This window comes from Caviibacter abscessus, assembly GCF_001517835.1.
Taxonomy (GTDB): domain Bacteria; phylum Fusobacteriota; class Fusobacteriia; order Fusobacteriales; family Leptotrichiaceae; genus Caviibacter; species Caviibacter abscessus.
This window is the reverse complement of record NZ_LOQG01000001.1, coordinates 263096-275563: the sequence shown is the minus strand read 5'-3', so window position 1 is coordinate 275563 and position 12468 is coordinate 263096. Positions and strand designations below refer to the sequence as shown.

Genomic DNA, 12468 nt, shown 5'->3' with positions numbered 1-12468 from the left:
CAAAGAGTAATAATTGCAATTGCACTTTCATGTAAACCTGACATATTAATTTGTGATGAACCTACAACAGCACTTGACGTTACAATACAAGCACAAATACTTGATTTAATAAGACAATTAAAAGATGAAATAAAAGCAGGAATAATATTAATAACACATGATTTAGGTGTAGTAAAACATATGTGTGATGAAATATATATAATGTATAAAGGAAGATTTGTAGAAAAAGGATTAAAAAATGATATATATGGTAATGCAACACATATATATACAAAAAGATTAATCGCTGCAATTCCAGATGTAGATCCTACAGTTAGAGAAAAAAATATGATAAATAGAATTAATATTGAAAATGAATATGTTGAAAAAGAAAAAGAATATTATGATAATAACGGAAGAGTATTAGACTTAAAACCTCTTTATAAAGATTCAACTCACTTTGTTGCATTGAAAGATGAGGTGAAGTAGTATGTGGAAAACAATACTTAGAAGAATTTTAGTTATGATACCTCAAATTATTATATTAAGTATTTTAGTATTTATATTAGCTAAGTTTATGCCAGGAGATCCATTTTCAGGAATGTTAGATCCTAATTTATCTCCTGAAACAATAGAAAGTTTAAGAAGAAAACTTGGTCTTTATGATCCTTGGTATATACAATATATTAGATGGATAAAAAACTTGTTCCATGGAGATTTTGGAATGAGTTATACATATAAGCTTAAGGTAATAACTTTAATAGGACAAAGAGGATATAATACATTTATATTGTCATTATTTAGTGTTTTATTATCTTATTCAATTTCAATTCCTTTAGGCATATTAGCAGGAAGATATAATGATTCAAAATTTGATAAAGCAGTAATATTATATAATTATATAAGTTATGCAATACCAACATTTGTATTATCAATATTAATGCTATGGTTATTTGGATATCAATTAAATTTATTCCCTACATCAGGTTCAGTTGACTTAAACGTGGAGCCTGGAACAATAGCATATTATTTTAATAGATTATATCATATAGCATTACCTTCTATAACGTATGCACTACTTAGTACGGTTGGAACAATACAATATTTAAGAAATGAAGTAATAGATGCTAAGGAACAAGATTATGTAAAAACTGCAAGAAGTAAGGGAGTTCCTGAAAATGTAGTTTATACAAAACATATATTTAGAAATTCTTTATTACCTATAGCAGCTTTCTTAGGTTATACAATAACAGGATTATTAGGTGGTTCTGTATTTATTGAAACAATATTTGGCTATCCAGGTATGGGACAGTTGTTTATAAGCTCAATAAGTTCAAGAGATTATAGTGTTATAACAATATTAGTATTGCTTTATGGAATACTTACATTAATAGGTAGTTTATTATCAGATATAATATTAAGTGTGGTAGACCCTAGAATAAGAATAGAGTAGGAGGAATTTTATGAATAACAATGAAGAAAAAAAACAAGAAATAAGTAATGAAATTCCTACAGGCTTTAATGTTATTAAAAGGGAATTTCAAAAAGATAAGGTTGCTTTGTTTTCTTTAGCACTTTTAGTTGCACTGATATTAATTATATTTATAACAGCAGCATTACTTGATAAAGAAGCAGTAACAAAAGTTGAAATATTAGATTCTTATGCAAGACCTGGTGAAGGATTTTTACTTGGTGCTGACTCAGGAGGGCGTCCTATATTTGGCCAATTAATAATAGGAGCAAGGAATTCAATTTTAATAGGATTTAGTGTTACATGTATAGCACAATTTATTGGTATTTCAATAGGATTAGTTGCTGGATATTATGGTGGAAAAATAGACAGTTACATAATGCGTATAATTGATTTTATAATGATATTACCTATAACAATGGTTATTATTGTATTTATAACAATAGTACCTAAATATACGGTCCCTAAATTTATATTCATTCTATCAGCATTTGCTTGGGTTGGATCTGCAAGACTTGTAAGATCAAAAGCATTATCAGAATCAAGAAGAGACTATATACAAGCATCAAAAACATTAGGAACAAGAGATTTTGTAATAATAGTTAAAGAATTATTACCTAATATAAGTTCGATAATACTTGTTAATTTAACATTAACTTTTGCCGGGAATATAGGAATTGAAACAGGGCTTACATATCTTGGATATGGATTACCGCTATCAACTCCTTCACTTGGGACACTAATAAGTTATGCATCAAAACCTGAAGTAATATCATCAAAACCTTGGGTTTGGATTCCAGCGTCAATACTTATATTAATATTAATGTTATGCATTAATTATGTAGGACAGGCATTAAAAAGAGCTACAAATGTTAAACAAAGATTAGGATAATATATTTGGTTAAATAGGAGGAATTTAAAAAATGAGAAAATTTTTATTAAAAAGCATGGCAAGTTTAATGCTAATATCGCTAGTTTCTTGTGGTTTAGGTCAAAAAAAATCGCAACAAACAACAAAAGTAGATACATCTGCTTTTGCAGAAAATTGGGTTTCTGATGAAGCAGGAATTGAAGGTGGAGTAATGAAAACAGCATTGGTTTCACAATCGCCATTTAAAGGTATATTTTTACCTATATTATCTAATGATAGTTTAGATAGCGTAATATATCAAAATATATATGAACAAGTGTTATTAACAGACGGTAATTTTGATGTTGTAGAAGGTGGACCTGGATCTCTTAGTGTTGATGTTGATAATAAAGTATTAACTGTAAAAATAAAAGAAGGAATGAAATGGTCAGATGGACACCCTTTAACAATAGATGATTATATTTATACATACGAATTAGTGGCACATCCGGATTATACAGGTTTAAGATATGATAAAAGCTATAGACTAGTTGAAGGTATTGAGGAATACCATGCAGGTAAGACAAAAACTATAAGTGGACTTGAAAAAGTAAGTGATACTGAAGTTAGAATTCATGTTAAAGAAATTGCACCAACTGTATTAAATGGTGTTGGAGGATTAACTGGTTATTTCACACCAAGACATTATTTACAAGATGTACCTGTTAAAGATTTAGAAAGCTCAGATAAAGTTAGATTACATCCTTTATCATATGGTAGATATATTTTGAAAAAAATAGTTCCTGGAGAAAGTGTTGAATTAGTACCAAATCCATATTATTATGAAAAAAAATATATACCAAAAGTTGAAAAGTTAATAATGAAAGTTATACCTGAATCTTCAGTGATATCATCAATGAAAAAAGGAGAATTTGATTTTTATTCAGGTGTTCCAGCAAATCTATATACAGAATATAAAGATTTAAGTAATATAGCAATAACGGGAACAACAGATTTAGCATATACATATTTAGGATTTAATTTAGGTTATTGGGATGCAAAAAAAGGTGAAAATATAACTGATACAAATGCAAAATTATATGATATAAATTTAAGAAAAGCGATGGCTTATGCTATGAATGTTGAAGCTGTAACAAAAAAATTCAGTAATGGTCTTTCAGAAAGAGGAAACTCACCAATACCACCTGCATTTAAAAAATATCATACAGATGAAGTTAGATTTACATATAATCCTGAAAAAGCTAAAGAAATATTAGATAAAGCAGGATATAAAGATATAAATGGTGATGGTATAAGAGAAGATAAAAATGGTAAACCATTAGAAATAAATGTTGCATTCATGGCAGGTGGAGATACAGCAGAACCAGTTTCAAAGCAGTATTTACAAAACTGGGAAGAAATAGGACTTAAAGTTAATTTAGCAACAGGAAGATTAATTGAATTTAATAGTTTTTATGACAAAGTTATAGAAAATAATAAAGAGATAGATGCTTGGATTGGTGGATGGAGAGTAGGAACAGCACTTGATTTAACAGGAGTTTATGCAAAAAATTCTAAACTTAATTTAGCTCGTATTGCGTCTGATAAAAATGAAGAATTAATTAATAAAACACAAAGTGTTGAAGGTGTAAAAAATCCTCAATTTAGAATTGATGCGGTTAGAGAATGGGAAAAGAATTATATGGAAAATGAATTAGGATTTATTCCATTAACGTTCGGATATAGAGTATCTCCTGTAAATAAGAGAGTTAAATACTCTTCATCAGTAGCAGATAATTCTAAATTACATAAACTTATAGATCAATTAACATCAAAAGAAGCATATATAGCAAAATAAATATATTAAGGGGGACTTTAAGTTCCCTTTTTTTTACTTGACATAAGCAAAAAAAGTATGTATAATCTTTTTTGTGATGGCAGTATGGTCGAGGGGTTTAGGCAGAGGTCTGCAAAACCTTTTACATCAGTTCGAGTCTGATTACTGCCTCCATTTTTTTTTATTTAATTTTGTTTTAATTTACGAAAAAATATGGTAGTATATTAATAAAAATAGTAAGGAGGAACATTTATGTCTACAATGCAAAGTCTAGATAGAGCGTTAAGTATTTTGGAAGTTTTATCTGAGGAAGAAGAAATAGGTCTTACATTAATCAGTAATCTTGTTAAACTTAATAAAACTACAACCTATAGAATAATAAATGCTTTAAAAGATAATGGATATGTTAAACAAGGAAAAAATAAAAAATATTCATTAACTTTTAAAATGTTTAGATTAGGAAATAGAACAGTCCAAAAATTTGATTTTATGAGTGAGGCAAAAAGATTTTTAATTAAACTTGCAAGTGAAGTAGAGCAAGTTATACATCTTGTTATACAAGATGGAGCACAAATACTTTATGTAGATAAATATACTCCTTCAAAAAAAACTGCTGTAATGAAAAATTCAGTAGTAGGTAAAAGAGCACCTATGTATTGTACAGCAGCAGGTAAAGCTATACTTGCATTTCAACCAGAAGATAAAATAAAAAAAGTATGGGACGAAAGTGAGATAGTAAAATATACATCAAGAACTATAATAAGTTATGATACATTTTTGCAAGATTTAAAGAGAATAAGAAAAAATGGGTATTCTACTGAATTTGAAGAATATCAATTGGGAGTATATTGTATAGGAACTCCTTTTTATAACCTACATGGAGATATAGTAGGAGCAATAAGTATCTCTGTCCCATTAAATGATGGTCAAACTAAGACATATTACGTAGATAAATTAATGAAATACGGTCAAAAAATATCAACTATCATTGAGGGGTGATTTTTCATGGGACGAAAAGAAGCATATGAACTGTTAATGCAAAAATGTAAAAATAATAATCATTTAAATTTAAAAAAAATTGAAGATGCATATATACTTGCATCTGAAGCACATAGCGGACAATATAGAAAAAGTGGAGAAGAATATATTATTCACCCAATAGAAGTTTCTCAAATATTGGTAGATTTAAAAATGGATACTGACACTATTGTGGCAGGTCTTTTACATGATGTTGTTGAAGATACTCTTATTACACTTGCTGATATTGAATACGTTTTTGGACAAGATGTAGCTCATCTAGTAGATGGAGTTACAAAACTTAGGAATTTACCTAAAAAGCAAGGAAAACAAATTGAAAATATCAGAAAAATGGTAGTTGCAATGTCACGTGACATTAGAGTGGTGATTATAAAGCTTGCAGATAGACTACATAATATGAGAACATTAAAATACCAAAGCTATGAAAAACAAATAGAAAAATCAAAAGAATGTTTAGATATATTTGCCCCTATAGCTCATAGAATAGGTATGTCAAAAATTAAAAGTGAGCTTGAAGATATAAGTTTTAGTTATCTTAATCCCGAAGCATATCAAGAAATGAAAGTGCTTGTAAATGAAAAAAAAGAAGAAAGAGAAAAATTTACAAATAAAGTAATAGATATACTAAGCAAAGAACTAGAAAAATATAAAATTAAAGGAACTGTAACAGGTAGACCAAAACATTTATATAGTATTTATAGAAAAATAAATGAAAAAAATAAAAAATTTGCTGATTTAATGGATTTGACAGCAATAAGAGTAATTGTAAAAAAAGAAGAAGAGTGCTATATGGTACTTGGAGTTGTACATAGTATTTTTGTGCCAGTTTCAGGTAGATTCAAAGACTATATAGCAGTGCCTAAATCAAATGGTTATCAATCAATACATACAACAGTAGAATTTGATAATTCACAAAAAGTTGAAATTCAAATTAGAACTAAACAAATGCATGAGGTTGCAGAAGAAGGAGTTGCAGCACACTGGAAATACAAGGAAAAAAAAGGCAAAGATAAAAACGAAAAATATTATCAAGTAGTTAAAAAGATAATAGATACAAGTTTAGATAAAGATAGTGGAGGTACGTTTGTACAATCTGTAACTGATGAATTATTAAATGAAACTATATTTGTATTTACTCCAAAAGGAGATGTTATAGAACTTTCAAACAATTCAACCGCACTTGACTTTGCATTTCAGGTACATACACAAATTGGATACAGAACTATCGGTGCAAAAGTTAATGATAAGATAGTTCCTTTAGACAGCATACTTGAAAATGGAGATAAAGTAGAAATTTTAACTTCAAAAGCAACAAAAGGTCCTGGTAAAGATTGGATAAATATGGTAAATAACCATAGTTCAAGACTTAAAATTAGAAAATGGTTTAAAGATAAAGAATTTGAGGAAAAATCAAAACAAGGTGAAGAGTTACTAGAACAGGAATTTCAAAAAATAGGTCTTAAATTTAAAGAACTTGAAGATGATGAAAGAGTATATTTGTATATGAAAAAATATAATTTATCAAATATACAAAGTCTTTATTACAAATTTGCTGTTGGAGATTTAAAATTAGAAACTTTTATTCAAAAATTTAAACAACTTATTTCCCAAACAGAAAGTGAATTAATAGAAGAAGAACAAAATAAAGCATCAAGATTTGCTAATAAGCATAATAATGCAAATAAATCTGGAATAAAAATTACAGGAGCAGATAACACATTATTTCACTTTGCAAAATGTTGTGATCCACTTCCAGGTGATAATATAAAAGGGTATGTAACAAGAGGACGTGGAATAGTAATTCATATAGGAACTTGTCAAAATATTAAAGAGCTGATATTAAAAGAACCTGACAGAGAGGTTGAAGTTTATTGGGACGAAGCTTTAATTAAAGATAATTCTTGTAAATATGAATATTCATTTACAATAAAAGCTATAGATAGAGAAGGTCTTTTATTTGATGTTATCAGGATTTTAAATGAACATAAAATGGAACTTTTAAGTGTAAACAGTATGAATAAAAAAGAACATGGACATTACTACGTAATGGTTAATTTAAGAATAATGATAAAAAATAAAGAAGATTTTGAAAGACTTAGAAAAAATTTATTTTCAATGAAAGATATAGTAGATATAATATAAGGAAAGGAGATGTATGATAAGTTATATATCATACAAGTAATCAGTTGAAACCAATTACATATGAATTAGAACATAAAGACGGTAATGCTAGGGTTGGAACAATAAAAACACCACATGGTATTATACATACACCAGTTTTTATGCCAGTTGGAACACAGGCAACTGTAAAAACTATGACTAATGAAGAGTTGGAAACAGTTGGAAGTGAAATAATCTTAGGTAATACTTATCACTTACATTTAAGACCTTCTGATGAATTAATATCATCTTTTGGCGGGCTTCATAAATTTATGAACTGGAAAAAACCAATACTTACGGATAGTGGTGGATTTCAGATTTTCAGTTTGGCACCTATTAGAAAAATAAAGGAAGAAGGTGCATATTTTAGCTCACATATAGATGGTTCAAAAAGATTTATAAGCCCTGAAAAATCAATAGAGATACAAAATAATCTTGGAAGTGACATAATGATGGTATTAGATGAATGCCCTCCTGGTATGTCAACAAGAGAGTATTTAAAACCGTCAATAGATAGAACAGTTAGATGGGCTAAAAGATGTATAGATGCAAATAAAAATCCTGATAAACAGGGTCTTTTTGCAATAGTTCAAGGTGGAATATATAAAGATTTAAGAGATTATTGCTTAGATGAATTACTAAAATATGAAGAAGATTTTTCAGGATTTGCAATAGGTGGACTTGCTGTTGGAGAGCCAACAGATAAAATGTATGAAATATTAGAGTATATAACACCTAAACTTCCGGAAAATAAACCAAGATATTTAATGGGCGTTGGAGAACCACTAGATATGTTAGAAGCGGTAGAACATGGAGTTGACATGATGGATTGTGTTCATCCATCAAGAATAGGAAGGCATGGAACTGTTTTTACAAAATATGGTAGATTAGTTATTAAAAATGCTAAATATGCAAAAGATCCGAGACCACTTGATATTAGTGACAATTATGTGTGTAAAAATTATACTAGAGCATATATTAGACATTTATTTAAAGCAGATGAAATTTTAGGTCAAAGACTTGCGACTTATCATAATATATGGTTTTTACTTAATTTAATGAAAGAAGCAAGACAAGCAATACTTGAAAACAGATTTAAAAGCTTTAAAGAAGAATTTATTAAAAATTATACTATGGGAGAAAAAAGTGATTGGATAAAACCAATTGAAATAGAAAGGGAAAATATATGATAGACAACAAGTTATTTGAAAAGTTTGAAAAAAGATACGAATCTGAAATAAAAAATAAAGTCATTGAAAATGCTATAGCAAATGTAGGTATAAATGAATCAAGTATAAGACAAGATACACTTAGAAAACATACATTTGTCTTTTCAGATGAAACAAAAAGAGGAGAAATAACAAATCAAAAAAGAAGCGGAAGATGTTGGATGTTTTCTGCATTAAATGTTGCAAGAGTAAAAACAATGGAAAAATTAAATCTTGAAACTTTTGAATATTCACAATGTTATTTACAATTTTTTGATAAAATTGAAAAGGCTAATAGCTTTTTAGATTATATAATTGAAACAAAAGATAAGCCATTAAATGATAGATTAGTTCAACATATATATTTTACTTGTGCTGAAGATGGAGGATATTGGAATTTCTTTGCAGGTCTTGCTAAAAAATATGGATTAGTACCTAAAAAATGTATGCCTGAAACACATCATTCATCAAATACAACTATTTTAAATGAAGTTATTGATTTAAGATTAAAAAAAGCTGCAATGTTAATAAGAAAAGCAAGTTCAAATGAAGAAATAGAAAAAATAAAAGAAGATGTACTTTACTCAGTATATAATATATGTGTTAAAGCTTTAGGAAATCCTCCTAAAACAGTTGAATGGGAATATAGAGATAAAGATAAGAAATTTAATAAAATAAGTGGAATAACACCTCTTGAATTTATGAAACAATACGCTCCCGAAGATATGCTTGATATGGTTGAGATTGTAGCAGATCCAAGACAATCAAATGAAAAAGGAAGACTTTATGAATTACCATATACAGCTTCTGTTAAAGAATATGGATCTTCAAGATTTTTAAATGTAAGTTTAGATGAACTAAAAAAAGATATAATAGCATCAATAAAAGATGGTGTACCTGTATGGTTTGCATGTGATGTAAGTAGATTTAGTGACAGAGAATTAGGTATTATGGATTCTGATTTATTTGATTATGATAATACATTAACAGAATTAGGACAGTTTACTAAAGAAGAAAGACTTAACAACAATGCTTCATTTTTAACACACGCTATGGCTATAACAGGTGTTGATCTTGATGAAAATGGAAAACCTGTTATGTGGCAAGTTGAAAATAGCTGGGGAGAAGATAACGGAGAAAAAGGAATGTTTTCTATGTCAGATAAGTGGTTTGATGAACATACTTATTCAGCAGTAGTTGATACAAAATATATTTCAGCTGAATTTGCAAAAGGTCTAAATGAAGAAGTAATTATGTTAGATTATTTTGATCCACTTGGATAGATAATAGAAGAAGTTTTAGAAATGGAGATTGTTTATGATTTTTAAATATAGAAAGGGAAATCCTATTCCAACTGAAAGTACAGTTTTAGATGTGAATATCAGTGAAAATATAGAATTTCTAAACAAAAAATTGATAAATAATGAAATATTTATAAACATTGACGAAAGCACTTATGTGTACGGACTTGGTGGGAGTAATAGAGGAATAAATAAAAAAGGATATATATACACATCTTACTGTAATGATGATCCTGTACATACTGAAGATAAGACTTCTTTATATGCAGCACATAACTTTTTTGTTTTGAAAAATGATAAAGAAATATATGGTTTGTTTATAGATAGCCCTGCCAAAATAACTTATGATATAGGTTTTTCAGATATAAATGAATTTAAAATAAGTATAGAAACTGATTCATATGATATTTACTATATTACAGGAAGCAGTATACTTGATATTGTAAAAGAATATAGAAAACTTGTTGGAAAAAGTTATTTAGCTCCTAAATGGGCATTTGGATATGGTCAAAGTAGATGGGGATATATGAATGAAAGCGATATTGAAAATGTACTAAAAGGTCACAATGAAAACGATATTCCGCTAGATATGATATACCTTGATATTGATTATATGGAAGATTTTAAGGATTTTACGGTAAATGAAGAAAGATTTCCTAATTTTAGTAAGTTTGTATCAAAAATGAAGGAGCAATCAATACATTTAATTCCTATTATTGATGCAGGTGTTAAAATTGAAAAAGGTTATGATTTATATGAACAAGGAGTAGAAAATAATTACTTTTGCTTTGATAAAGAAAATAAACCATTTATTGCAGCTGTTTGGCCTGGTCAAGTTCATTTTCCTGACTTTTTAAATAAAGAGGCAAGAGCGTGGTTTGGTAATAAATATAAATGTCTAATTGATAAAGGTATAGATGGTTTTTGGAATGATATGAATGAGCCTGCTATATTTTATTCTAAAGCAGGAATAAATGATATGTTTAAAACCATAGATAAATATAGACATAAAGAGAATATAGGTATATATGAATTATGGGAAATGAAAGACAGTTTTATGAATATGAATAATTCAGATAAAGATTACTCTTCATTTTATCATAATTATAACGGACAAATAGTAAATCATAAAGATGTTCATAATTTATACGGATATAATATGACAAAATCTGCCGGAGAACAAATTAGTTTGATATCACCTAATGAAAGAATTTTACTTTTCTCTCGTTCTTCATTTATAGGTATGCATAGATATGGAGGTATATGGACAGGAGATAATAGTTCATGGTGGTCACATATATTATTATCATTACAAATGATGCCTGGATTTAATATGTCAGGATTTATGTACATAGGTTCTGATATAGGTGGATTTTCATCAAACGTTAGTGAAGATTTAATGATGAGATGGTTACAACTTGCAATATTTACACCACTTATGAGAAATCATTCGGCAATAGGAACAAAGGAACAAGAATTATATAGATTTAAAAATATAGAAAAAATGAAAAATATAGTAGAATTAAGATATAGACTTTTACCATATTTATATAGTGAGTATATGAAAGCAATTTTAAATGATGACATGTACTTTAAGCCTTTATCTTTTGTATATCCTGATGATGAAATGGCTTACAATATTGAAGACCAGCTTATTATAGGTGATGAAATAATGATAGCTCCTGTTTATAAAGCGAATGGTAACGGTAGATTTGTATATATACCTGAAAGAATGAAAGCAATTAAATTTGTTTCATCAAGTGAATATGAAGAAAAAATTTATGAAAAAGGAAATTATTTTATAGAATTAAAATTACATGAATTTGTTATATTTATAAAAGAAAATAGAGCAATTCCTTTTTCTAATATAGCTAAAAGAGTTGAAAATATAAACTTTGAAAATTTTGAATTTTTAAGTTTTGGAAAAGCAACATATGATTATTATTTTGATAATGGTCTAACAAGGGAAATTAAAGAAGAAAATATAATAAAATATGAAATATAGCAGCCATTTGGTTGCTATTTTATTTTATGGTATAAGTAAAAAAAATATGATATAATTATGTTATCTTAAAAAAGAGGTGTAGAAATGAAAAAATATCGTATATCACAGTTTATATCACAAGAACAAATTGAAAAAAAAGTAGAAGAATTAGCTAAAAAAATTAAAGAAGATTATAAAGATGAAGAAGTTTTATTAGTAGGATTATTAAAAGGTTCTACAATATTTTTAGCAGATTTAATAAGAAAATTAGATCTTAATTCAAATCTTGATTTTATTGTTGCATCAAGTTATGGTCTTGATATGGATAGTTCAAGAGATGTAAGAATATTAAAAGACTTGGATACAGATATAAAAAATAAAAATGTACTGATAGTTGAAGATATAATTGACACAGGATATACGTTGAGTAAAGTTACAGAAACTTTAAAAATTAGAAATCCAAAAAGTATTAAAATTTGCACTTTACTTGATAAACCATCAAGAAGAGAAATAGATATTAAAGTAGATTACATAGGTTTTCAAATAGAAGATAAATTTGTAGTTGGTTATGGTATTGATTATGCAGAAAAACATAGAGGTTTACCATATGTTGGATATGTTGAAATGGAAGGATGATTTA

9 protein-coding genes, 1 tRNA gene and 1 pseudogene are annotated in these 12468 nt (G+C 27.7%); all 11 read left to right on the top strand.

Annotation, left to right across the window (positions count from 1 at the left end; genetic code table 11):
• Positions 1 to 468 (top strand): annotated as a pseudogene (locus AWT63_RS06495) (ABC transporter ATP-binding protein); the annotation flags it as partial.
• Position 469: 1 nt separating this feature from the next.
• On the top strand, positions 470 to 1432 hold the full coding sequence (gene opp4B, locus AWT63_RS01420) for an oligopeptide ABC transporter permease (RefSeq protein WP_068267900.1): 963 nt from the start codon (positions 470 to 472) through the stop codon (positions 1430 to 1432).
• Between the two features lie 10 nt (positions 1433 to 1442).
• A complete protein-coding gene (locus tag AWT63_RS01415) occupies positions 1443 to 2342 on the top strand; it encodes an ABC transporter permease (RefSeq protein ID WP_068267899.1) in 900 nt (299 codons plus the stop codon).
• A 31-nt stretch (positions 2343 to 2373) separates the two neighbouring features.
• A complete protein-coding gene (locus AWT63_RS01410) occupies positions 2374 to 4158 on the top strand; it encodes an oligopeptide ABC transporter substrate-binding protein (RefSeq protein WP_068267898.1) in 1785 nt (594 codons plus the stop codon).
• Between the two features lie 78 nt (positions 4159 to 4236).
• Positions 4237 to 4311: transfer RNA gene (locus AWT63_RS01405), tRNA-Cys, on the top strand.
• Between the two features lie 78 nt (positions 4312 to 4389).
• Entirely contained in the window at positions 4390 to 5136 is a 747-nt protein-coding gene (locus tag AWT63_RS01400) for an IclR family transcriptional regulator (protein ID WP_068267897.1), read from the top strand.
• A 6-nt stretch (positions 5137 to 5142) separates the two neighbouring features.
• On the top strand, positions 5143 to 7317 hold the full coding sequence (locus tag AWT63_RS01395; RefSeq protein ID WP_068267896.1) for a RelA/SpoT family protein: 2175 nt from the start codon (positions 5143 to 5145) through the stop codon (positions 7315 to 7317).
• Between the two features lie 44 nt (positions 7318 to 7361).
• Complete coding sequence (gene tgt, locus AWT63_RS01390) at positions 7362 to 8525, top strand: tRNA guanosine(34) transglycosylase Tgt (protein WP_068267895.1); 1164 nt, start codon at positions 7362 to 7364, stop codon at positions 8523 to 8525.
• Positions 8522 to 9826: a C1 family peptidase gene (locus AWT63_RS01385; protein WP_068267894.1), complete on the top strand. Its 1305-nt coding sequence runs from the start codon at positions 8522 to 8524 to the stop codon at positions 9824 to 9826. The genes tgt and AWT63_RS01385 overlap by 4 nt, the downstream gene beginning before the upstream one ends.
• 34 nt (positions 9827 to 9860) lie before the next feature.
• Complete coding sequence (locus AWT63_RS01380) at positions 9861 to 11849, top strand: glycoside hydrolase family 31 protein (RefSeq protein WP_068267893.1); 1989 nt, start codon at positions 9861 to 9863, stop codon at positions 11847 to 11849.
• Positions 11850 to 11933: 84 nt separating this feature from the next.
• Positions 11934 to 12464, top strand: a complete 531-nt coding sequence (hpt, locus tag AWT63_RS01375) for a hypoxanthine phosphoribosyltransferase (RefSeq protein WP_068267892.1) — start codon at positions 11934 to 11936, stop codon at positions 12462 to 12464.
• Positions 12465 to 12468: the final 4 nt, after the last annotated feature.

Excerpts from the sequence above, each read along its gene's own strand:
- opp4B (WP_068267900.1), top strand. The coding sequence starts at position 470 with ATGTGGAAAACAATACTTAGAAGAATTTTAGTTATGATACCTCAAATT.
- AWT63_RS01415 (WP_068267899.1), top strand. The coding sequence starts at position 1,443 with ATGAATAACAATGAAGAAAAAAAACAAGAAATAAGTAATGAAATTCCT.
- AWT63_RS01410 (WP_068267898.1), top strand. The coding sequence starts at position 2,374 with ATGAGAAAATTTTTATTAAAAAGCATGGCAAGTTTAATGCTAATATCG.
- AWT63_RS01400 (WP_068267897.1), top strand. The coding sequence starts at position 4,390 with ATGTCTACAATGCAAAGTCTAGATAGAGCGTTAAGTATTTTGGAAGTT.
- AWT63_RS01395 (WP_068267896.1), top strand. The coding sequence starts at position 5,143 with ATGGGACGAAAAGAAGCATATGAACTGTTAATGCAAAAATGTAAAAAT.
- AWT63_RS01385 (WP_068267894.1), top strand. The coding sequence starts at position 8,522 with ATGATAGACAACAAGTTATTTGAAAAGTTTGAAAAAAGATACGAATCT.
- AWT63_RS01380 (WP_068267893.1), top strand. The coding sequence starts at position 9,861 with ATGATTTTTAAATATAGAAAGGGAAATCCTATTCCAACTGAAAGTACA.
- hpt (WP_068267892.1), top strand. The coding sequence starts at position 11,934 with ATGAAAAAATATCGTATATCACAGTTTATATCACAAGAACAAATTGAA.